The organism is Flavobacterium chungangensis (genome assembly GCF_042654045.1).
In the GTDB taxonomy this organism is placed as follows: domain Bacteria; phylum Bacteroidota; class Bacteroidia; order Flavobacteriales; family Flavobacteriaceae; genus Flavobacterium; species Flavobacterium chungangensis.
On sequence record NZ_JBHSFY010000004.1, the window covers coordinates 56,279 to 80,675 of the forward strand.

The 24,397-nt window shown below is 34.9% G+C and carries 19 protein-coding genes and 1 riboswitch; of the genes, 3 read left to right on the top strand and 16 right to left on the bottom strand.

The genetic code is table 11. From position 1 onward, the window contains the following. Positions 1-3: 3 nt before the first annotated feature. From ACFO3N_RS07620 to ACFO3N_RS07630, 3 genes are all read right to left on the bottom strand, one after another. The gene (locus tag ACFO3N_RS07620; RefSeq protein WP_379796555.1) at positions 4-3,648 is read right to left on the bottom strand and encodes a SusC/RagA family TonB-linked outer membrane protein; all 3,645 of its coding nucleotides are present in this window, start codon (positions 3,646-3,648) and stop codon (positions 4-6) included. 133 nt (positions 3,649-3,781) lie between these two features. Beyond that, complete coding sequence (locus ACFO3N_RS07625; protein WP_379796557.1) at positions 3,782-4,930, bottom strand: FecR family protein; 1,149 nt, start codon at positions 4,928-4,930, stop codon at positions 3,782-3,784. 186 nt (positions 4,931-5,116) lie between these two features. Further along, positions 5,117-5,686 (bottom strand): RNA polymerase sigma factor, encoded by a 570-nt coding sequence (locus tag ACFO3N_RS07630; RefSeq protein ID WP_379796559.1) that lies wholly within the window; start codon positions 5,684-5,686, stop codon positions 5,117-5,119. 338 nt (positions 5,687-6,024) lie between these two features. Here ACFO3N_RS07630 and ACFO3N_RS07635 point away from each other — a divergent pair, with 338 nt between their 5' ends. Together ACFO3N_RS07635 and ACFO3N_RS07640 are read left to right on the top strand one after the other, a co-directional pair. After that, positions 6,025-6,303, top strand: coding sequence for a hypothetical protein (locus ACFO3N_RS07635; RefSeq protein ID WP_379796561.1), 279 nt, complete (start codon positions 6,025-6,027; stop codon positions 6,301-6,303). An 11-nt stretch (positions 6,304-6,314) separates the two neighbouring features. Beyond that, the gene (locus ACFO3N_RS07640) at positions 6,315-6,779 is read left to right on the top strand and encodes a hypothetical protein (RefSeq protein ID WP_379796563.1); all 465 of its coding nucleotides are present in this window, start codon (positions 6,315-6,317) and stop codon (positions 6,777-6,779) included. A gap of 12 nt (positions 6,780-6,791) precedes the next feature. Here the strand turns inward: ACFO3N_RS07640 and ACFO3N_RS07645 are convergent, their stop codons facing one another. The 9 genes from ACFO3N_RS07645 to ACFO3N_RS07685 all read right to left on the bottom strand — a co-directional run bounded on the left by ACFO3N_RS07645 (position 6,792) and on the right by ACFO3N_RS07685 (position 17,349). Further along, entirely contained in the window at positions 6,792-7,970 is a 1,179-nt protein-coding gene (locus tag ACFO3N_RS07645; protein ID WP_379796565.1) for an MFS transporter, read from the bottom strand. 46 nt (positions 7,971-8,016) lie between these two features. Continuing rightward, positions 8,017-9,237, bottom strand: a complete 1,221-nt coding sequence (locus ACFO3N_RS07650; protein WP_379796567.1) for a DUF763 domain-containing protein — start codon at positions 9,235-9,237, stop codon at positions 8,017-8,019. Between the two features lie 155 nt (positions 9,238-9,392). Beyond that, entirely contained in the window at positions 9,393-10,484 is a 1,092-nt protein-coding gene (locus ACFO3N_RS07655) for an AI-2E family transporter (protein ID WP_095928970.1), read from the bottom strand. Between the two features lie 169 nt (positions 10,485-10,653). Continuing rightward, on the bottom strand, positions 10,654-11,358 hold the full coding sequence (locus ACFO3N_RS07660; RefSeq protein ID WP_379796569.1) for an ion channel: 705 nt from the start codon (positions 11,356-11,358) through the stop codon (positions 10,654-10,656). Positions 11,359-11,545: 187 nt separating this feature from the next. Continuing rightward, entirely contained in the window at positions 11,546-13,114 is a 1,569-nt protein-coding gene (locus ACFO3N_RS07665; protein WP_379796571.1) for an efflux MFS transporter permease, read from the bottom strand. Between the two features lie 3 nt (positions 13,115-13,117). Next, positions 13,118-14,182: an HlyD family secretion protein gene (locus tag ACFO3N_RS07670; protein ID WP_379796573.1), complete on the bottom strand. Its 1,065-nt coding sequence runs from the start codon at positions 14,180-14,182 to the stop codon at positions 13,118-13,120. Between the two features lie 11 nt (positions 14,183-14,193). Beyond that, the gene (locus ACFO3N_RS07675; protein WP_379796575.1) at positions 14,194-15,540 is read right to left on the bottom strand and encodes a TolC family protein; all 1,347 of its coding nucleotides are present in this window, start codon (positions 15,538-15,540) and stop codon (positions 14,194-14,196) included. A gap of 342 nt (positions 15,541-15,882) precedes the next feature. Continuing rightward, positions 15,883-16,356: a cupin domain-containing protein gene (locus ACFO3N_RS07680; RefSeq protein WP_379796577.1), complete on the bottom strand. Its 474-nt coding sequence runs from the start codon at positions 16,354-16,356 to the stop codon at positions 15,883-15,885. Then, on the bottom strand, positions 16,357-17,349 hold the full coding sequence (locus ACFO3N_RS07685; RefSeq protein ID WP_379796579.1) for an NADP-dependent oxidoreductase: 993 nt from the start codon (positions 17,347-17,349) through the stop codon (positions 16,357-16,359). It lies immediately after the preceding gene. Positions 17,350-17,441: 92 nt separating this feature from the next. On the opposite strand from ACFO3N_RS07685, the gene ACFO3N_RS07690 reads away from it, so the two are divergent. Next, complete coding sequence (locus ACFO3N_RS07690; protein WP_379796581.1) at positions 17,442-17,819, top strand: winged helix-turn-helix transcriptional regulator; 378 nt, start codon at positions 17,442-17,444, stop codon at positions 17,817-17,819. 239 nt (positions 17,820-18,058) lie between these two features. On the opposite strand, the gene ACFO3N_RS07695 is transcribed toward ACFO3N_RS07690, so the two are convergent. The 4 genes from ACFO3N_RS07695 to ACFO3N_RS07710 all read right to left on the bottom strand — a co-directional run bounded on the left by ACFO3N_RS07695 (position 18,059) and on the right by ACFO3N_RS07710 (position 24,292). Beyond that, positions 18,059-19,531, bottom strand: coding sequence for an aminotransferase class V-fold PLP-dependent enzyme (locus ACFO3N_RS07695; RefSeq protein WP_379796583.1), 1,473 nt, complete (start codon positions 19,529-19,531; stop codon positions 18,059-18,061). 83 nt (positions 19,532-19,614) lie between these two features. Further along, complete coding sequence (locus ACFO3N_RS07700; protein ID WP_379796585.1) at positions 19,615-20,607, bottom strand: redoxin domain-containing protein; 993 nt, start codon at positions 20,605-20,607, stop codon at positions 19,615-19,617. 237 nt (positions 20,608-20,844) lie between these two features. Beyond that, positions 20,845-20,945, bottom strand: a riboswitch (SAM riboswitch). Positions 20,946-21,161: 216 nt separating this feature from the next. Continuing rightward, positions 21,162-21,617 (bottom strand): response regulator, encoded by a 456-nt coding sequence (locus ACFO3N_RS07705; RefSeq protein WP_379796587.1) that lies wholly within the window; start codon positions 21,615-21,617, stop codon positions 21,162-21,164. A gap of 2 nt (positions 21,618-21,619) precedes the next feature. Further along, the gene (locus ACFO3N_RS07710; RefSeq protein WP_379796589.1) at positions 21,620-24,292 is read right to left on the bottom strand and encodes a PAS domain-containing sensor histidine kinase; all 2,673 of its coding nucleotides are present in this window, start codon (positions 24,290-24,292) and stop codon (positions 21,620-21,622) included. Positions 24,293-24,397: the final 105 nt, after the last annotated feature.

The window sequence follows — 24,397 nt, forward strand, 5'->3', positions numbered from 1 at the left end:
AATTTAAAGAGTAAGATTAAAGCCAAACAAATATGTTTTTGGCAATGGTAAATTACGTGTAGCTGAATTGGCAGAATAAACCTCAGGATCAATACGGTTTCCTGCTGCACTCCAATACCAGATATTATTCATCTGAAAAGTAAACCTAGCCGATGAAATATTCATTTTACCAGCAAAAGCTTTTGGTAAATTATAAGCAAATGAAATGTTTCTAAGTTTGATGTAATCGCCATCTACAACATTTACATCTGAATTTCTCCATAAACTGCTCATTGTTACGGCATAATTTCTAACACTTTCATCATAATCGACATACAATCGTGTATTTCCATTTGGATTTGCATCTGTATAACGATCTGCAATACCCGAAAGGTTTACAGCATCAGAACCTGTATCCAGAACTTCTTTTCGCATTACATTTCCGCCTGAGAAAACAAATAATAAATTCAAATCAAATTGTTTATATGAAAATCGCTGTGATAACGAACCGGAGTAAGTTGGCGTCAAACTTCCCATATTTACCAAAGCTTTTGGGGAGTTAACCGTTTTAATAGAACTTGATACAGGAACACCATTTGCATCAAAAGTAACTGCTGGATTTCCGTTTTCATCTAAAACATAAGGATATCCATTAACCGTTCCGCCATATTGGTAAGCGTACAAACTATTGTAAGTTTCTCCTATTAAGAAATAATTTAAAGGCGAACCAATATAAGAAGCTGCTGACGATTCGGCTCTTGTAATTTTGTCAACTGTTGTTCTGTTAAAAGCTAAAATCACATTAGAACCAATACGGAAACTTCCGTTATTGTACCAATCTGAACCAACACTGAACTCAATTCCTTTGTTTAATAAAGCTCCTGCATTAATTCTTCTGTTTAATGCCCCAACAGTTGGATCTAAATCGGTCGTAGCCAATAAATCACTGCTGTATTTACGATAGACATCAATACTACCGTTTAATTTTGCTCTAAACAAACTGTAATCTACCCCTAAATTGGTACTTTGTGTTTTTTCCCATCTTAACATTGGGTTGGGCTGTCCGCTAATATTAGTGTATTGTAATGACTGATATAAATTATCATTTCTTCTCGTAGCCGTTACGTAAGGCGTTGTACTTTGATCTATATTTCCGTTAACACCATAAGTTGCTCTCACTTTAAGCGCCGTAACCCATTTTATTTCTTTCATGAATTCTTCATTACTCGCATTCCATCCAAAACCTGTTGACCACAAAGGGCGGTTTTTATATTTTGGATCAACTCCAAATAAATCTGCTCGGTCTACTCGATAACTTCCTGTTATGTTATATTTTGATAAGAAAGTGTAACCCAAACTGCTAAAAACCGAAAAGTAACGGTGAAGAATCTCAGTTTGTGTTCGTGACAATGCAGATAAAGTTCGGTTGTTTCCGTACATATAACTTGGCGTTCCAGTCTGGCTTAATGCAAGATTATTGATTACAGCCGAAGAAAGCGTTACAGGATCGTAACCGTATCGTAACTGTTCAATCGTTCTTGGAAGAAAAGTTTCTCGCATTTCAAAACCAGCCAATGCATTAATAGAATGTTTTCCTTCACTGAAATCCTGAGTATAGTCTAATTGGTTTCTAAAAGAATAATTAGTTGACTGGTTGCTTATTTGTTTGTATCTGCCTCCAGTAGAAAAACCTTCTAAATAGGTATATGCATTAGTTGTAGGATTATAAGCTGTTAAAGCATTAATGGCGTAACGCATTTTATATGAGTTAACATCATAAAACTGTTCGTTATCATTTCTTCTAACTTCGTATTGAAATTGCGTACTAACGCTTAAACCTCTCCATAATTTCGCTTTAAGATTTCCAAATGCTCTTAAGCTTAATGATTTTTCTTTTAAAATTCCTTCCTGAAGTGCATCCAGAACATTAAAAGTCATAGGTTTAAATCCGCTTAAAGCGGCCAATTTTTCTGCAGCAGCAGGATTAATAACACCACTGGAAGTAAACCCGTCTTTAATTCCAACAAAAGGTGATACTACTAAATTACCATTATCGTCTGTAATGCGTTCGTATCTTTTTTGGATATCATAATTATTGAAATCATTATCTGTAACATTATCATTACTGTACGTTCCGTTAATTCCAAATGTAGCATTTAACCAGTTGTTTACCTGAAAACTGCTTTTAGCATACAAATTAAATGATCTGCTGTCATTGAATTTTATACGATTTTTTGCCTCGTCATAATTCAATGACACGTATGTATTTTGTCTGCTTGTACTTCCAGAAAACGACACATTGTAACGCTGTCTAAATTCATTCTGCCACACATTATCGCGGTAATCTTTGGCATAATCATTCTTTCTCCACTGGGCAATAGTACTTTCGTAATCTGCACTGTTGATTTTTCCTTCTTCTAAATTTCTGTTCAGCTGATAAAGCGGACTGTAATATTTCATACTACTGTTTCCAATATCTCCATAATTGCTGAACATGGTAGCTGTATCTGCAAATCTGCCTCTTTCTCTGTTATAAACTGCCTGTTCAAAATCGATTAAATCGCTTGTTGAAGCGTAATTCATATCTCTTAAATTGGGCTTGGTAGAAACAAAGAAATCCGAGTTGATGTTTACTTTTAATTTACCGTTTCCTTTTTTAGTAACGATAACGATAATTCCATTTGCCGCTCTAGAGCCATAAATAGAAGCCGCCGCCGCATCTTTAAGAACATTTATACTTTCAACATCGTACGGATTAATATCTTCCAGAGTCAATTCAGTCGGTAGACCATCCACTACCAAAAGCGGACTGAATCCTACTTCTGATACCGAAAAAGTTCCCATACCTCTTAATATAGGTGTATCTGCAGCGCCTCCTGTTGGATTTTTTTGAAATACTAAACCTGCCACACGACCTTCTAGGGCACTTGCTAAATCAGTATTGATATTTTCATTTAAAGTTTTCTCGCTTACTGTTGAAATAGAACCGGTTGAATGGCTTCTTTCTAAAGTCTGATACCCTGTAATTACCACTTCTTTCATTGCGGCAACTTTGTCTTCCACAATAAGATTTAATTGTGTTCTTCCGCCAATGCCAAAAGTTTTTTTCTCGATCGTTAATCCTGTACATTCAATAATGCCATCCGCAGGAACACCGTCAAAAGAAAAACCTCCATCAAAATCAGTAATGCTAACTCTGTTGGTTCCCGAAAGAGAAACCGTTACTCCCGGAAAAGGTTCGTTTTTATTGTTTAGTACTTTTCCGCGAATGTTGATTAATTCGTTTCCCAAGCTCTCCCCTTTTTCTTTTGCAGCAGTTACTACAATGGTTTGATTGGTAATATTGTATTTTAAATTTTGAGTTTTAAAAATTTGATTTAAAGTTTCATTCAAACTCGCATTCTTAACATTAATGCTTACAGGTTTAGAATCTTTCAGCATTTTTTGAGTGTATAAAACTTCATGATTAGCCTGTTTGGCTACTTCTTTTAAAACTGTTTCAAGCGATGCAGCTTTAAAATTAATGGTAATGTTTTGGGCTTGTCCAGTAAAACTGCACAACACCATAAAAACAGCGCATAACGCCCATAAATGGGCAGAAAAATGAACTTTAGGAATCTTTTTTTCAAGTTTTTTGTAAGGTTTTTTTGGTTGTAAATTTAATTTCATACATTTACATTGGTTATAGTTAAACAATAGTGGACAACTTATATTGGCTATAAACTTTTTAAACAACCAGAAGCATCGCAACTGCCTCTGGTTTTTTAGTTTATCGACTCAATATAATCGGTTAAATAAGATCTTACGGATAGACAATAATCGTTTTCCCTTCAACCTTAAATTTTATATTACTAAGCTCAAGTACTTTTAGTACCTCAGACAAATTTTTATTTCTAAATGTACCTCCGTTAAATCTCACATCCGAGACATCGCCGCGGTACTCGACTTTAATTCCGTACCAGCGCTCCAATTGTTTCATTACTGATTTTAAATCGGCATTATCAAATTTGAATCGGCCGTTTTTCCAAGCGATTGCAGCTTCGGTATCGACCTCTTTAACGGCAATCTTACTAGAACTTTCAGATATATTGGATTGTTGGCCTGGCTTTAAAATCGCTTTCTGATTTTTAGAAGAAACGGCAACACTTCCTTCTAATAATGTAGTTTTTACTACAGATTCATTATTGTAAGCATGGACATTAAAATGTGTCCCTAAAACTTCGATTGTTTGGTTCGCTGATTTTACTAAGAAAGGCTTGCTTTTATTTTTAGCAACTTCAAAATAAGCTTCTCCTTCTAGCTCAACAATTCTTTGATCACCATTAAACTGAGTTGGATATTTGATAGACGAAACAGCATTCAAGAATACTTTTGTTCCATCTGCCAAAACAATATTATATTGTCCGCCCGTTGGGGTCGAAAGTGTATTAAATGAATTTGCATCTTCTTCTGAAGCATTAGCGTTTGGATTTATTACATAAGTAATCACTCCATTCGCATCCATTTTAATGGTTACCTCATCTTGATCTTCTTTAGCAATAATATCTTTTGAAGAAATATCAGAAAGTACAATCTGCTTTCCGTTCGAAAGGGTTAAAATTCCTCTATTTCCGCCTGGGGCAATTTCTTTTGGTTTTTCGACAACCTGAATATTTTCTTGTTCTACTCCTACTTCCGATTTTGTAAAATAGAATATTCCAGCGCCAAATAATAACGCAATAGATGCGGCGGCAACAACACGCGGCCAAAGAGTAATCACTTTTGGTTGCTTCACTAAAGGAAGTCTAGATTTCAAATGTTCGTAACTATCTGCTAATTCGTATTCGCTAAGCTGTTTATTACTATTTGTCGCTTTATGCAAATACCACGCATCAAGTTTGTCTTTATCTTCATCAGATAAAGTACCATTTTGATGTTTTTTAAGCAGTTCTAAAAATTCAGTTTCATTCATAATTACAACACGAAATTTTGTCTTGTTTTATAATAAGACAGTTAGAAAGGGGTTTTGTCATAGATGAAAATCAAAAAAATATTAATTTATCATTAATAAATTCATTGAAACGTTAGTTTCTCTTTATTAATGAGGCTTTTATGAGTAGATTTTATTTTAAAATTTAACAAAAAGAACAAGAAAAATTTACCACACAAAAACAGTCAACGCCGATTTTAGCTTTCCGCGAAGAATTTTTAGGGAATTATAAACTTGCTGTTTAGCCGTTTTGTCTGTTATCTTCAATTGAAGTGCAATTTCGTCGTATGACAGTTCTTCTACTTTTCTTAAAAGAAAAACTTCACGCATTTTTTCAGGAAGCAAAGCAATTTCGCTTTCAATAATAGCTTGCAATTCTTTTTCTCGGAGTTTAGAATCTGCAAAAACATAATCATTTTCAATAAAGTTCGAAAAAGAATCTGCGTAACGAGAAACCACTTTTTCGTGAGCAATATGATTCAAGATTCTGTTTTTGGTTGCTTTGTATAAATAAGAAGATAATGATCCTGCGATTTCCAACTCCCTACGTTTGTTCCAGATAAACAGGAAAACTTCCTGAACAACATCATTGGCTTCATCATGATTTCCAGTCATTTTGTAGGCATGATTTACTAAAAGTCTAGAATATCTTTCAAAAATTTCTGTATAGGCCAATTGATCATCATCCTTAAGGAGATTTAATAAGATATGATCAGCATATTTGCTATAAACAGACATTAATTAATAAAAAGTGAGGATCAAAAACGCAATATTAAACAATTTTAATGTTAAAAGCCAAAAGATTATTAAGTTAAAAAAAGCGCAAAGGATTTCGTAAACATTTTTGAATAAAATTCAATATGATTAATCTTAATAATATTGAACAGCAGTATTATAGTTGAAAAAAGTACTCGTATTTTCAAACTTTTGCTTTTTTATGGCTAAATTTAAGGGTAAATGAAAATTTGACAATACTATAAAAAAATTATATAAAACAGTTAGCAGTTTAAGACAGTAATTTTAGAATAATCTAAAAAATAGAGATAATTAATATTCATCCTTTAAAACCGATTATTATGAGATATGAAAATTACGCATCTGAAGAATTTGAAATGAATTCTTATGAGGAACAACTACTACTAAATTATGACGACTTCTTAGACGGTGACTACAATAATAGACTGACAGCCTCTAATCACTATAATCTAGAGCTTGGAGAATTGGAAGATAATCTTGAATATGATTTCGATTCAGAGTATGATGAAAATGATTGGGAAGAAGAAGAGTTAAGTGATATTGACGGAGAATACGATAAGAATGAAGAAAAACCTGGAAGTTTTGAAATGTTAGGCTAAAAATTACTGCTATGAAAAATTGTTTTCTACTTCTAATTTCCATTTTATTCTTTTCATGTCAGCAAAAGGAAAACAAAAAACCTGCTGCTGAAGTACCGGCACCCGTTGTTCAAAAAGAAAAAAAACAGGAGAATAAACAAATAGGCGACACTATTGCCATGATTTTTAAGAATGAAGAAAATGTGTTTTCAGCCGAAGGGCGTTTAGATTCTCTAAATTCAAAAATATATGTCAAATTCAAAAATGAAGATTTGGGCGAATTAAACGCTCAAATAATTCCAGATGCAGGAAAAGGAAACATTCGTTTTAATCAAATTATTTTTCCGGATAAAACATCAGACGGCCCTTTCGGAATGGACATGAAAATGCCGCTTCAACAAAAAGGAACGCATATTTTAGTCATCGGACATTCTTTAATGGCCGACAATCCCTATTATGGTGATTTTAAAGTGCAGTTAAATATTCAAAAAGAATAAGGCGCTATAAAATTATGCTTTGATTTTCCTTTTATTTCTCGCCCAATAAGTAAGATATACAATTCCTAGAATTAGCACCAAGATATCAAATCTAATGATTTGCGGTATACGGTTGATTTGATCATTATAATAAGTTCCTCCTAAAAGAGCTCCTAAACCGATTCCGAGTTCCATCGAAATATACATCGTTGCGACCGCCTTTCCTCTATGTTCAGGATTACTCATATCAATAGTCCATGCACTAATGGCTGGCGACAAAATACCAGTACCGACTCCGTAAATTCCGGCTCCGATTAATAACATAATGATATCTCTTCCTGCACTTATTACAAAAAGAGCAATCGAAGTGATGATTAATCCAGCCATGATCACTTTTGGACGGCCATGTCTATCGGAAACTTTTCCCGCGCCAAAACGAACCATAACTGAAGCTACCGTAAAAGCAGTAAAAAATATCCCCTTATTTGTTGCTCCCAAATGCTCGCTCCAATCTGGAATTAAAGTTAAAATAAGTCCGAAAGCTGTGTACGAAAGAAAAGTGATAATTCCTGCTGGAAATACATTCCTATCTACAATATCATTTTTGCCTATAATGAACATTGATCGGTTCAATTTTTCTTTTGTCGCAAGAGTTTCTTTCATGTTCAAAACAATAATAATGGAAAAGAAAGCCAAAAACGACGAAGTATAAAACATGACATTGATTCCGTACAAATTCACAATCATACTGCCCAGCGCTGGTCCTAGCGCCCCACCAATACTAAAACATAATCCGTGCATTCCGAGTGCTTCTCCCCATCTATGTTGCGGAATAATATCTGCCACATAAGCCGAAGTTGACGTAGGTTTAAATCCTGTCGAAAATCCATGAACTAAACGCAAAAGCAAAAATCCTGAAACCGAACTCAAAATTGGATACAAAAATCCGCAGATCACACATACCGAAGAGCCTATTGCCATAACCGGAACGCGTCCCCATTTATCGGTAAGTTTACCACTAAACGGACGGGAAATTGCGGCCGTCAAGGTAAATAATGAAATAATAAGTCCTTTATACTCTGCTCCTCCCAAACTGCTTAAATAATTAGGAAGTTCGGGTATCATCATATTAAAACTTGATGAAAATAATAGAGAACTCAAACAAAGCAAAATGAATTGTAAGGTATAAATTGATTTTTCGTTTTGTGACATTATTAGATTTTTATATAACTAAAGGCAGGTAGACAATTATGATTCTTTAAAATAATTCCAGCTGATTGTTTGGGTTTATAGGTTTCTTTTTTGGAGGTTTCGCATCGCCAAAAACGGTTCTTCCACCATATTTGTGCGATTCTTCTCTTTCTCTTTGAACAAGAGCATCAAAATTGGAATTTGGCGTAAAACTTTCTTCTGCTTTTCTTGAAATTTCAGATAATTTTTGAATAGCGCTCAATTTATCACTATTCCCAATTTTAGCTCGATTAATAGCTCTTTGCAGCGTATCGATCGTTTCATCGTAGATTTTAACGGGAACAGGAAACGGATGTCCGTCTTTTCCGCCATGAGCAAAAGAAAAACGGGCTGGATCATCAAATCGTGTTGGAGTTCCGTAGATTATTTCGCTTACCAAAGCCAACGACTGCAAAGCTCTTGGTCCCATTCCTTTTAAAAGCAGTAATTCTTCAAAATCTTCTGGCTTGTTTTCATGGGTAGCCCAAAGCATAGCGCCCAGTCTTTTCATATTCACATCTTCCATTCTCACGTCGTGATGCGCGGGCATAGAAAGATGCTGCATTTCTTTTATAATTTTAACTGGCGATTCTTTTACCAATTCTAAAATACCTTCACGAGATTTTGTGGCTGCATTGGCTGTAAGATTTAAAATCGCGCCTTGATTTTCTCCATAAATAAAAGTATGCGGTTCGTTTATAAAAGACTTTAAATCTTGCGAATGCCAATGGTATCTTCTCGCCGTTCTAGAATCAGGATTCATTCCCTGCTGAATAACAGCCCATTGCCCTTTATTATCTACAATAAAATTGTGCTGATACAATTGAAATCCGTCTTGAATGGCGGTATTGTCTACTTTGGCAGTAAGTCGGCTACAGTTGGCCAAATTAATTCCGTCGAGACCTGTTTTTTCGCCTACAAATAAAAGTTCCTGCGGCGTTGCCATAGAATGTTTTCCTTTGCCTCCACAGATGTAAATTCCGAGTTCTTTGGAGTGCGGATTAACCGATTTTTTTAATGCTCCAAGCACCGAGGTTGTAATTCCAGACGAATGCCAGTCCATTCCCATTACGGCTCCAAAACTCTGAAACCAAAATGGATTGCTCAATTTACTTATAACTTCGGCAGTCGAAAATTCCATTGCAATGGTTTCCACAATCGCAAAACCAAGTTTAGACATTCGCTCAGCAAGCCATAATGGAACATGTCCATAATGTAAAGGAAGATCTGCAGTGCCTGAACGTTTCATTTGCTAAAATTATAATCCTGCAAAAATACTTTATTTAATTGTGAATTATAAATTGTGAATTGTTAATTAAGGTGTGAAATGTTAATTGTGAAATGTAAAAAAACTACTTAGGTAACACTTCTAACTTCTAACTTCTCACATCTCACAATTAACAATTAACTAATTTCAATATCTTCTACAGGTTCTTCAATGGGTTCTGAATTATCATCCAGCCAAGCAACAAAGAGTTTGTAACCTATTGAAAACACAATGGGTCCAACAAACAATCCGATAAAACCCGACATGATAAATCCGCCAATTACACCTAGAAAAATCACGAGCATAGGCACAAGAGCGCCTTTTCCTAGCAATAATGGTTTTAGAACATTATCTGATAATCCGCTGATAATGAAAAACACCGTCCAAAAGATAGCATAACCAGAATCTCCTGTTGAGAAAAGATAAATAATAACGCCAATATTAATTATAATTGGTCCGATCTGTAGAATAGAAAATATCAAACAGATCAAAGTCAAAATTCCAGCATACGGAATATCGGCCCAAAACAATCCAATTGCCTGAATAATGGTCTGAATAACAGCAACTCCCAAAATACCTTTAACCACTTGATAAATAGTTGAAACCGAAATGGTCATAATTTCTTCGGCCTCACTTCCTGCAATTTTTCTAAGGAATTTCATAAAAAAAGTTTTACCACCTGGCGATACTAATAAAACACCCGCAATAATAACCGAAAGGATAAATTGCAGAAATGCTGCACCGGAGCTCAAAATACTGGCCATAATTTTAGACGACAATTCTCTTATCTGATCTTGGTACTTCACAACACTCTGTTCCAAATCTGTTGATAAAGACAGTAAAAATTCGTAGAGCGGTTTACCAATTATCGGCCACTCTTTTATAGAAGCTCCTGGCGGAGTAATTTTTAATGTTCCAGCTTCAAAACTGTTTTTCAGTTCTAAAAAATTTCCCGTTGCCGCTTTCAAGAAATAGATAAGAGGCACCACCATTATGGCAATAAGCAAAATAGTAATAACAACCGATGCCAGTGCTTTACGTCCTTTTAATATTCGCTGCAGCGAATTAAATAAAGGATAAAACACAACCGAAAGTATTACCGCCCAAAGAATAGGCATAAAAAAAGGCAGCAACAATTTAAGACAAAATCCCACAAGGAGAAAAATGAAAAATAACTGCAAAATAGTATCGAAGAGTTCTTTCTTTTTATTCGAATTGGTTGTTTTCATGGTTATTGTTTTTAATGGTGAATGGTGAATGGTAAATTGTGAGTTGTGAATTGTAAATGATAAATCAATTCTCCTCTATAAATCTTGACTCTTGTGTCTTTACTCTATATTCTATATTCTATATTCTATATTCTATATTCTATATTCTATATTCTATATTCTATATTCTTTACTCTTTATTCTTCCCCGTCTTATTAACAGCAAAATTGGCATCTGAAACCAGTCTTCCAATTAAGATTACGGGATACAGAACACCTGTAAGCACCTCAATCTGAACAAGCGAACGAGCCAAAGGATGCAGAGGTACGATCTCGCCAAACCCCGTAGAAGTGATACAGACATAACTGAAATACATAAAACTAGCCAGATCGCTATTACTCGAAAATTTAGATTCGGTTATTTGAAAAGCCCCTTCTATATGTTGGAAAAGGAACAAATAAAGTGTAGACCAAAAGTGAACCAAAAGCATATAAACGACTATTGACCCTACAATGCGATAAGTAGTTACGGGCCCAGGTTCTAAAACTTTTATTAAAACCAAAGTAATGAGAAGCAACATTATGGCAACAGAAAGAATTAGATCCGCAAAAAGGATGAAAATATTATGTTCGAAATAATTAATCCATTGCGTTATAATAAATAAAAAGGGAATTATGGAAATGAGAAAAGCCTGTTTTTTATGTTTGGATAAAGCTATAATTCCCGCAAAGAGAAACAGCATCCAAAATATATTAACCGCCACCATAAAACGCGTATAACCGCCAAAAAACGGAATGACAATAAAATGCATGATAAACAGAAGTATCAGCATACCGCTAAGGCCTTTCTCTTGAGTCCAAAAGCGATATAAAAAACGGTCTTTTTTTGCTATCATAATATAAATTCCAAATATTAAATTCCAAAGCCTAAGGACAAATTCCAAAAACTAAATTCCAAATTCCAATCCTGAAGCCTAACCCTAAGGGCAAATTCCAAAAACTAAATTCTAAATTCCAATATCAAAGCCTAAGGGCAAATTCTATATTCTATATTCTATATTCTTGCTTCTTCCCTCCTCACCCTCAAATCGGTATCGGCTCTACTTCTACTCTTCCAATTGGTCTTCGCCAAAGTTTGAAAAGAAGAATAATAAAAATGGGCAGAAAACAAACTGCCGACATTACGAGATAAATATCTTTGTAAGCCAATAACATAGAAGTTTGAGAGGTCTGACTCGAAAGACTTTTCTCGGCTTTCTTTTGCGCTTCGGCATCTGATAATCCCATAAATAAAAATTGCCTTTTTGAGTTTTCCAACTGTTGTTCAGCTTGTTTATTTAGCGGACTCAATTGCTGACTTAAACCTGTTTTATGCTGCACATTCATATTCGAAATAAAAGTGCCGAGAACAGCGCCTCCAAGTAAAGAAGCAAAAACAGCCTGAGCAATAATTCCAGTCATCATGCGCGATGTGCTCAAAAACGGAGGAATTCCTTCTGAAATGTATAATAGCGAAACAGGAAAAAGAAACCCCATTCCAAATCCTTTAAAAATTAAGGGCAGATAAAAATCAGACGCATCGATTCCAGGATAGAACCTAAAAAAAAGCGTAATATGATAGATTCCGTAACAGGCAAAACCAATTACCCAAATCGTAGCCAGATAAATGCGTTTGTATAAAAGATAAGTCGATAGCGGAATCGAAATGCATAATCCGATTAATAACGAAAGATGTGTTACCGCTCCCAAAACAGGATCAAATCCTAAAATATTAGTCATATAGCCTGTTACAACACTTCCGGTTCCGTTTATTAATCCGATATAAAACATCAAAAAGGCACCTGGAATTACATTCTTATATTTGTAAACATCGGGATTAATTAAAGGCTCTGCCGTAAAACGAACATGAAGGAGATAGATACCTGCTACAATAAATAAAACTGCAAAAGCCAAAGTTATTTTAGGATCGCTAAACCAATTTCGGGTCTGCCCTTCGGCACATAAAAAAAGAATGATCGCAAAAAATAAAATCAGGATGATCCAGCCTCGCCAGTCAAATTGGAATTTGGTTTTCATCGGCGCCACATCGGCTTTATAAAAATACCAAGCCAAAAGAATGCAAATCAAAAAATTGACATTCAAGAAATAAATTCCAAACGTCCAGTTATGAAAACTCACAAAATGCGCTCCTAAATATTGATACAAATGCTGGCTTCCTTTCTGTATAAACTGGAAAATTCCGTACAGCAAAGCCATATTGAGAGCAGGATTGTACTTTAATAAAATAGGCACCATCGAAGCAAATATTCCGATAACCGAAACCATTGCCAAAAGCGAACGGCATAAAACAAACCAAGCAATAGTCGGCGCAAACAATGAAGCAGTATTGAAGATTAAGGATAAAAATGAAACCGATAAAATCATGGTTCTAACCTTGATTTGTTTTCCTAATTTTAAACCTAAAGGCAGAAAAGCCAGCATAACAAAAATGGGAACGTAAACCGCATAACTAAAAGCAGTTGTAGAAGGTCCAAAATGTCCTAATATCTGCGAGTTATCATAAGTCGTAACATTGAGTCCGTTAAAAAAAGGAATCGTCAGGATATACAATCCTGTCAGTGTAAAAACGCTTCCTTTTTTTCCTGCAAACATCTCTTATTTTTTTACATCAACTGTTACATTCATTCCGGGTCTTACTTCCTGAAGCTCTTTTGTGGGAGTTTCAAATTCAATTTTAACTGGGATTCGCTGGGTGATTTTGACAAAATTTCCAGTCGAATTATCGGGTTCTACCATTGAGAATTTAGCTCCTGTGGCGGGAGAAAATCCAGCCACTTTTCCTTTAAACTCTTTTCCGTCTAAGGCATCAATCGTAATGGTTACTTCTTGCCCTTGTTTTATTTTTTCGATTTGAGTTTCTTTAAAATTGGCAGAAATCCATAATTTTTCAGTTAGCACAATTGTCGCAATGGTTTGGTTAGCATTGATTAATTCGCCAATAGACAAATTGCGTTCGCCAACAAAACCACTGGTTGGAGCCATAATAACGGTATATGACAATTGAAGTTTTGCCGCATCCAGATCTGCTTTCTTTCTGGCAACAGTTGCCGTAGCAGCTTCCAGATTAATCGAACTTTGTTTGGTAATTGAACTGCTTGCATCGAGACCTTTTTTGCTAGCCTTGACATAAGCTTCTTCGGATTTTAATTTGGAAATAACCTGATCGTACTGATTTCGTGTGACGGCCGAATCGGCATACATATTTTTAAATCGCTGATAATCTTTTTGCGCTTTGTCTAAACTTGCTAAATCTCCCGCCAACTTTTCTTTTCCCGAAGCTTGATTGGAAATCGAAGTTGTAATGTTTTGATGCAGCGAATGTAGATTTCCTTCGGCTATAGCCAAATCCGCTTCGGCTTGTTTGACTTTAATGATATATTCAGAATCGTCTAAAACAACCAATGTATCTCCTTTCTGCACCTTCTGATTGGCTTCAAATCGTATTTCTTTAATATGTCCCGTAGCACGAGCCGCAACATTATTGATGTAAGCTTCAACTTGGGCATTATTGGTGGTTTCATAAGAACTGAAATCAAAGAACAGACTTAAAATCCACAAGCCTCCTGCAATTAAAAAAACAAATGACAAAACAGTAAGAATTGTGTTTCTTCTTTTTTCATTTTTCTGAACTGCTCCGTTTTGTGTATCTGTTTCGCTCATAACAAGATGTATTAAAGTTTGCCCATTGCATATTGAAGGGAGTAATATTGAATGATTAAATCTAAATTGGCGTTTACAAGTGAAATTCGAGAGTTGTTCAGTTGCAATTCTGCATCAACAATCTCACTGATTAAAGCAAAATCGTTGTCATAACGGCTTTTTACAATTTTATAATTGCTCATCGACAATTCCACATCTTTTTTGTAGGTTTTGATATTTTCTTTGCTTTCTGCATATCTCACATAAGCATTTTTAACTTCGGTCGTAATCTGGTCTTTGGTCACTTCTAAGGCAATATTACTTTTATCGATTTCCAGTTTATCTCCGCTAATGCGATGTTTCAGATTATAGAAACTCGAAATATCCCAATTCAAAGAAAGTCCCGCCGCCCAATAATTGAGAATATTGACATAATTGGGCCACTGCGCTGGATATTCGGTATTGAGAATAACATTTGCATTTACGTTTGGCTTAAATCCGCTTTTGGTCAGGCTTAATGTCGATTCCGAAAGCTTGATTCTTATATCTGCTCGTTTGATCTCTTCCCTATTCTGAAAAGCTTCTTCTAAACTTTGTTGCAGATTCATATTTTCTGTCGGAATCATACTTTCTGTCACTTCTGGTTTCAGAATCGTATGGGTTGGAAAACCGATTAAAATATCCAAATAATTGCTAATGAGCTCAATCGTATTGGTACTTCTAAAAACAGAAACCTTAAAATTGGATTGCTGCAATTCGGTTCTCAAAAGGTCACTTGTAAGATTCTGACCATTTTTTACGCGTGATTTTAACTGATTTATTCGAATATCGGTATTGATAATATTCTGTTTCGTCACCTCGATCTGACGGTATAATTTTTCGAGTGTAAAATATTGTTCGGTAATCGCATTCTTGACATCGGCTTCTGTCATTTTCACCGCAGATTCCTGCATTTCACTAATTAATTCCTGCTGATTAATTCTAGTTTTAATGGCATTTCCAGCGTAAATTGGGAGTGAAGAAACAATATTAGCAAAACCTTGATGATCATAATAATCTACGGTAACATTTCTGGCATAAAATCCTTCATAGATTTTAGGATCGCCAATATAATTGTATCCGCCATTTAAGCTTATTCTTGGCGCTTTTGCAATTTTAGCCTGACTGACATTTTCATTCGCAATAGCGAGATCTGCATTGGCTAATTTTAATTGACGGTTATTTTTAATGCCTAATAAAATGGCTTCATCGAGTCTTATTTTTTTAGCAGACGCCAGAATGATTGTATCCTGCTGCGCAAAACTTACATTGAGGCTGCAGCTCAATAAAAAAAGAGCTAAATGCTTTAAACGAAAAACTTTAAACCGCCAATAGCTCATGAGATGATATGGATTTAATTTTGCATTTTTTCGAAATTTGTAATCAACATTATGTAATATTTAGCAGAAGTTTCGATGAAAATTAAATTTTAGCTAGGCGGAAAACTACGATAGGTTTATTTGGATCTGCTTATCCAACCATTATGATTTTTGCATAAATTTAAACAATTATTATTCAACACTTTAGAATATAATACCTCAAAATTGTTCCATTTTATAATATGAAACAATTTTAAGGATTTCCAGCCCTATTTTAAGTCCAAAAAAAATTGCAATAATCAAGATAGATTATCGCAATTTTATGAATAAATCAAAATAGAGTTATCGGCGCATAATTTTTTATTATTCTGCTTTCACGGCATCCAATAAGATCGCCAATTGAATACACGGCGAATCCGATCGATTGCTCCAAGCGTGATTGGTTCCGCGCTGAATTACAATATCTCCAGCTTGTAGTAATGTTTCTTCTTCGTCTACAATCAAATAAATTTCACCCGAAATAATGATAATGTAATCTAAAGTATCAGTCTGATGCATTAACGGATGCGGCTGGCCTTCGGGAGCAACAATTCCTAAATCTTTGTCGGGCGGAATCTGTACATAACGAAAATAACTTCCGTTCTTAGGTGTATTTGGAAAAGCGGTATTCTCAATAACTTTTTCTTCAAATTTTGCCGGTGTCGAATCTGTCGACCAGATATCTGAAATAATTAATCCTGGAAAATGTTCCGACACATTCGAAACGATTTCATCTTGTTCTATAATCGATTTTCCGTTTCGTAAACCTGTTACAATTCTTCGTGGTATTGTTTTCATTTAATTGATCTGCATTATTAATTTTCTGCCACTGGTTTTGTTTTCTCTCAAAATAGTAAGTGCTTTATCTACTGTTTCTTGGCTCAACCCTCCAATTACATTAATATTTGGCGGTGTAATTATTTCATTTTCTAATAAATCACTTAATTCTGTCAATCCGTTTTTATAGTAATCGTATTGTTTTTCAACACCATACGCATAATTTGAAATATTATGAATTGTAGCGCCTCTCGAAAAAAGAATACCACGCGATTCTGGAGTAGAAAAATTTGTGACATCAATATACCTTCCGTTTATTTTCAACAATTTTGCCGCAATTTCTGCAACATGATTTCCAACTAAATCAACCGCAATATCAAATTTTTGATTTCCGTTTAAAGAAAGAGCGGCTTCGTAAATTTCCTCTTTTTTATAATTGATGATTTGTTCTGGTTTAACTCCGAGATTAATTAAAGAAGCGATACTTTCTTCGTTGCCAGCAGTAACCACAAAATTGGAAAAACCTTTACCAATAAGCAGTTTCATAAAAACATTCCCTACTCCGCCAGCGCCGCCCGTAATTAGTATCGAATCGGTTAAAGAAGCATTCATTCGCTTAAAAGACTGCAAAGCCGTAAGTCCAGCTGAAGGAATTCCTGCCGCTTCTTCAAAAGAAATATTCTGAGGTTTCTTTACTGCAATTCCCGCTGGCACACAAATATATTCGGCATAAGTTCCGTTTGATCCCATACTTCCAGAACCGCAAAAAACAGCGTCTCCAATTTTAAACTCCGTTACCTCATCACCAATTGCTGTTATAATTCCCGAAAATTCTCTTCCTAAAATTGGTGAATGTATCAGCTTTCTTTCAGAACTATTTTCGGTCATTTGATAATCTATCGGATTAAATCCTGAAGCCATAATCTTTACCTGAATCTGATGCGATTCTGGTTGCGGAATTGCTACTGTTTCCAGTTTAAATTCGCGGTTTTCCTGTAATACAATTGCTTTCATTTTTATCATTTTAGTTTACAAAAGTATCGCCGTAATGCCTTATTTTTGTTATGGGTTAACCCAAGGTAACCGATTACCAAAGAGAAACTAGTATGGCAAAAATTAACGATAACGGAGTACTTCGCGAGGCCAATTGTTCTGAAGAACTTATGGCAATGCGTGACAGTCTTGATGTTTTGGGCGGTAAATGGAAATTGATGATTCTAAGGTTTTTAACCAATAGAACGCATCAGGTGATTCATTTTAAAAAAATGCAGCGTGAAATTGATGGTATTTCGGCTAAAATGCTCAGCAAAGAGCTCAAAGAACTGGAAACCAATTTACTTATTACCAGAGCCGAACAAAATACCAAACCGGCAACTGTCGTTTATGCTATTACCGAATATGGAAAATCGGTGCTTCCGGTTACTGAAACTTTAGTCAATTGGGGATTGGCGCATAGAGAGAAGATTATCGAGTCGCTTAAATAATTCTAAAAAAACATTCCGTTAGGAATGTCTGGTTGGTAGAATCAGATTTCAACGCACATTTGCACGTTCCGTAGGAACGTCTAATTAAGAGCGCAGATACATAATTCAATTGTACAGGTGTCCCTACAGGACACAACGTAAAACACAATCATTTTTTTCTACCGACGAGATATTCCTACGGAATATTTAGCAATTTAAAAACCTAACAGGTTTTGAAAACCTGTTAGGTTGACTACTAACTAATCTAACTTAAACCATTCGTTTACTTCTCTTGCGATGGTATCTTTAATTTCCGGATTTTCAAATTCATTTGAAACCGGATTATATTCATAATCTTTTTTCCATTTTTTATAATTCAGAGCTACTTTTTCAATTGCATCGCAGATATAAAAAAGCTCTTCATTGCTCATAATCGGATGCAGTGACAAACGCACCCAACCTGGTTTATTGGTCTGATTTCGCTGTAATAATTCATTGGTAATTTCTGCCGATTTCTTTTCGTTGATATTGAACAGATAATGCGCATAAGTACTCGCACACGACCAGCCGCCACGAACCTGAATTCCGAAACGGTCATTTAAAAGCCTTACGATCAAATTATAATGAATGTCTTCAATAACAAAAGAAACACAGCCAATTCGTTCTGTAGTTAGATCTCCTAAAATAGATAAACCTTCTATTTTTTGAAGTCTTGAAAAACAGAGATCAAGCAGTTCTTTTTCTCTTTCTTTGATTTTCTCCACGCCCATTTGCTCTTTTAATTCTAAAGCCAATGCCGTTCTAATAACCTGTAAAAATCCCGGCGTTCCTCCATCTTCTCTAACTTCTATTACATCGCTGTAACAATATTTGCCCAAAGGATTAGTCCATTTTACATTTCCTCCGCCTGGATTATCTGGAAAATCAGATTGATATAATTTTTCATTGAAAACCAAAATACCGCAAGTTCCAGGTCCGCCTAAAAATTTATGAGGAGAAAAGAAAATAGCGTCCAATTGTTCTTCTGGATCTTTTGGGTGCATATCGATTTTGACATACGGCGCCGAAGCTGCAAAATCTACAAAACAAAGTCCGCCGTTTTGGTGCATGATTTTGGCTAATTCGTGATAAGGCGTAATAATTCCTGTAACATTCGAACAAGCCGTAAACGAACCTATTTTTAAGCTTCTGTTTGCATATTTTTTAATCGTTTCAGCAAGAACATTTGGGTCGACTAAATTGTTCTCATCAGGCGGAAGAATAACTACCTCAGCATTGGTTTCATACCACGAAACTTGATTAGAATGATGTTCCATGTGCGTAATAAAAACCACTGGTCTATCTTCTTCCGATATTGTTCGAAGTGCCATAATGCGTTGCAGTTTTGATAAAGCTGCTGTCATACCGCTTCCAGTCGTTACCAAAACATCCGAATCATTGGCATTAACCGATTTTTTAATAATATCCCTTGCATGCTGATAGGCATAAGTAGAGGTTTTTCCTGTCTGACTTGAAAGTGAATGCGTATTGGCAATCATTGGACCAATTTTATTGAGCATTATATCTTCGATCGGATGGTATAATCTTCCGCTGGCAACCCAGTCTGCGTACACTAAATTTTGTTCTCCGTAAACCGATTCGAAAGTATGATCAATTCCTACTGTATTTTCTCTAAATTTAGAAAAGTAACATTCAGGCTCTGTTGGTTTTGTTGTTGGCTCAATCGCATTCATTTCCTTATCATTTTAAATTAACTAATATGTATTCTTTCTCAATTTTTGTCATTTCGAGGAATGACAAGATTGCGTGTTCTTTATTAAATTTTATTTTCTAAAAGTGTTTTTAGTGTAGCTTGTAATTCTTCTCCGTGCAGGTTTTTCGCAACGATTATTCCTTTAGAATCCACTAAATAATTTCCTGGAATAGCTCTTACACCGTATAATTTAGCAACAGCACTGTTCCAGAAAAGCAAATCAGAAACATGCGTCCAAGTTAAATTATCATCTTGAATTCCTTTAACCCAGTTTTCTTTCTTTTTATCTAAAGAGATGCCTACGATATTGAATCCTTTATCATGAAATTCTTTGTAAGCTGCTACAATATTTGGGTTCTCTCTTCGGCATGGTCCGCACCATGAAGCCCAAAAATCAACTAGAGTATAACCTCCTTTTAAATTATCATAAAGTCGAACTGGCTTTCCGTCAGGATCATTGGCTGTAAAATCAGGGGCTTTTTTACCTACTGCTAATCCGTCTAAAACAATAGCCAGTTCTTTTAATTCTTTCACGTAAGTGGTATTTTGAAGACTTTTATCCAACAAAGCAATATTTTGTGTAATCTGCTCTGGCGTTAATCTATATGACCAGTTTCTGTACAACACATAAGCCGAAACAATAGATTTTGGATGTTCGGTTAGGAATTTACTGATTTCTACATCTTTGCTCTTTTTATAGATTTCGAACAAATCTTGAGAAGCTGAACCTTCAACCACAGAAGCGGTATAATATTTCTTCGGACTCAGTTTTACTGTAATTGGGTCTTTTTCAAGAAAAACATACAAGGGCGAACTTTCTGTATTGACGCTCAATCCATATAATTCTGGTGTTTTTACTTTTGTTTTAAAACTAAAATTTCCATCTTTTACTTTTGCCGAATCAATTGTAGTAAACATTTTATTGTGAAACTTTTGCAGGTAAACATATTGCGCCACTGTATCGACAACAGTCCCTTTTAATTGTAAATTATTTTCCTGCGCTTGAGTTTGAAAAGCTCCAAAAAGCAAAGCAAAACCGAATAGTATTTTTTTCATTTTATTTTAGTTTTAAGATTAGACAAAAGAATTTTAGGCCAATGAAAAAAGTCATTAGCGTTAGTATTGTTTATAAAAGAAATTGGAGAGAAACTAGTCTTTAAGCCTTCAGAAAAAAGCAAAACTGTTTTCTTCAAAAATGGAATTCAAGAGTTCATAACTGGCGTACAAAATGGATTCTGCTTTCATAATAAAGATTTTAATTGGATGATCTTAAACAGATTTACGGAGAAATCTTTCTTATCTACCCGCACACAGCGGAAGGATTTAGCACCTTATTCGGCAACAGGTTGCTAAGACTTCAATGGGCCTATTCCCTCAGTCTTTCTGGATAAGTATCATTATATAAATTTTCTGTGATACAAATATATATTAATTCTACCGAATTAGTCAAGTTTAAAATACTTTTTTTTCATTTTTTTATTAAAATAACCTTTCAATACAATTCAAGATTTTAAAAATCAATACATTAAAATAAAATATACTTTTTGGCAAATGCTTTTTTTATAAAATAAATTCATACGTTTTACTTTTCAAAAAAAGAAAACATCATTTTATTCTGCACAAAAGACATGTAAATATTTATTCTTTTCAAGATTTGAAAAAGCTTCTTTTAACCCATTTTCAAGGTTTGAAGTAATTAATCTTAAGACCTGTTTTAAGTCGTCAAAATTATTTGGTTTTACAAAATAGCAGACTGCACCAAGGTTGGCAGCTGTATCCATATCATTTCTGTACGAAGAAGTAGAAATCATAACTACAGGAATATCTTTATAACGTTCTTCCGATTTTAATTGCTTCAGACATTCCCAGCCGTTCATAACGGGCATATTTAAATCTAGAAAAACAATTTCTGGAATCTTCTCCTGATTTTTAAGCGTATTTATCACACCGCTACCATTTTCTGAACAATAGCAAACAATACTTTCATCTATTTCTGCCAATGCTTCGCAAAACATTTCTGCATCATCCTGATCGTCATCAGCCAATAAAATCATCTTTTCTTGCATACTTAAATGTGTTTTACTTTTTGCTCAAATGGCAATGTTATAATAAAAATGGCTCCTTTATTAGCAATTCCTGTGGCTGTAATACTTCCGCCGTGACGTTCGGCTATTTTTTTACAAAGCGATAACCCTAAACCCGTTCCTTCATAACGATCCTTAGAATTTAAGCGTGTAAAGGTTTCAAAAATTCGTCCTGTCTGATCAAGATCAAAACCAATTCCGTTATCTTCTACTGTAATTATCGCAATTCTGTTGCCTTCTTCAATTTGTTCTGTTGCTGTAATACGTATTTCTGGCGGAGTATCTTCTTTAGCAAATTTAATAGAATTATTAATAAGATTATAAAACAGCTGATACAACAATACAGAAGCGCCTTCTATAACTGGAAGTTTTTCAAAATAAATGGTGCCATTTGTATTTTGAAGCGCAATTTCAAGATCGGTTTCTATATTTTTAATAACTTCATTTAAATCGACTATTGTTGTTTTTTGCGAATCGGCATTCATTTTCGAATAGGCTAATACACCATCAATCATATTAAACATACGATCTGCCGCAACATGAATTCGTTCAATATATTTTGTTGAAGATTCATCAAACTGTCCTGACATATGATCTTCTAGACGGCTTAGAAAAGTTTTTATCTTTCGAACAGGTTCTTTTAAATCATGCGAAGCAACATGCGCAAACTGCTGTAAATCGTCGTTAGATCTTTGCAGTTCTTTAGTACGATCTTTTACCAAAATTTCAAGTTTTTCAGTAATCGACTTTTGTTCGTGAATATCTGTACAGGTACCAAACCAATTGGTAATGATGCCTTCTTTATCTCTAATAGGAAGCGCTTTACTTAAAAACCAGCGGTATTCTCCCGTACTGGCATTTTTTAAGCGAAATTCCGTCTGATAAGGAACTCCTGCATGAACACTTTCGTACCACATTTTTGACACTAAATAAACATCGTCTGCATGTAATTTTGAAATCCAGCTTGGATCTCCAAATTCATCTTCTATGTAACCTGTGTATTCGTACCAGCGGCTATTGTAATAATCAACAAAACCTTCTGAATTGGCTGTCCAAATAATTTGAGGAACCAAATCTGCAAGCTGTCTAAATCGTTCTCCACTTTCTGCAATAACGTTTTGAAGTTCTTTCTGCGAAGTAATATCGCTCGATGCTCCAAACCATTCAATAATCTTTTCTTGATCGTCTAATATCGGGACTACTCTAGAGAAAACCCATCTAACAGAATCGTCTTTATTTATAACCCTATGCTCCATTTCAAAAATGGATTTTTCTACTATCGATTTAGAAATAAGATGTACAGCCATCTGCAAATCGCTAGCATGAATAAATTTATCCAACCAATTGACACCACGTTCTCTTTGATTTGCCAAACGTCCGTCTCCTTCCAGATCTTGCATAATCATCCAATCGGCATCCATTCGATAAACCAAATCGGATGATGCGTTGACTAAAGCACGGAAGCGGCTTTCACTCTCTTCCATTTTTTGACGCGCCACAACTTGTTGCGTAACCTCAACTGCTACTTGTATCATTCCTGTTATCTCTCCATCTTCAATTAACGGACGATAAGCCAAATTATAATAATAGTCTTTTAATTCTCCTGTACGATTGTGTGGCACCAAAACTTCACTTTGATCAAAAGGAATTCCTTCATTATAAACCTTTAAAACTTGCTCCCAAACATATTGCCCTTCCAGTTCTGGCAAAACATCAATCAGTCGCATGCCGATAATTTCTGCGCCGCGACCAATCATTTGCAGCATATGCCTATTGATCTGCTCAATAATAAGATCATCTCCTTTAAGCACTAAAGTCGGAGCTGGCGTTTGATGAATCATTTTGCGAAAACGATTCTCACTTTGCTGCAATTTTTCTTGTGCTTGCTTGCTTTCTGTAATATCACGTGTTGTTCCAGCAACAAACTCTACTTCTCCATTTTCATTAAAAACGGGAACAAAAATATAATCGTAAATTCTTCTTCCCAATTCTGCATGCGGAAAAGAAACTGTTCCTCGAACTGGTTTTTTCGTAGCTACTACAGTATCTATTTCTTCTTCATGCATTTCGGCATGCCAGTCCTCATAACCATTTTCAATTAATCTGCGTCCGATGGAGTCTTCTGCAGACTTGCCCCACATCGTCAATAAAGCTTTGTTGGCGTAAGTAAATTTATAATCGAGACTAAATACGTAAACTAGATCAGGAGTACCGTTTAATATAGAATTGTATAGCCTTTTTTGTTTTTCTGCATCAAGCAATGCATTATGAAGCGCTGTTTCGGCATGTTTCTTTTCTGTGATATCTTCCATGGTTACCACCAAAACATCGTCTTGTTTTACAGCAGTAAATCTGAAACATTGTTTGTTGGTTTCCTCTCCATACCATTCCTCAAAATTGGCTGTAACTCCAGTTTCTGCCGTCTCAATAAACTGTTCTAAAATATTGGTTTTATTTATTTTAGAGAAAACTTTACTGAATGGTTTTTCTTTATATTCTTTATCATCAATCCAGTTGATGATATAAGTATTAAACAATAATATTGAAAAATCTTCTATTTTGCCTTTATTATCGTACAAAGACTTTAAAACTGCTATTCCATTTGGCGCAGAATTAAAGACGGTTTGAAAAAGGTCTAAATTATTTATTAGCTCCATTATCGTACTAAATAAAGGTCATTTCTAAAGTTGCTCAATAGTCAAAAAGGCATTTAAAAGATTATATTCTTTCTCAAATATAGAGAAAAACGTTTTTACTTTTAA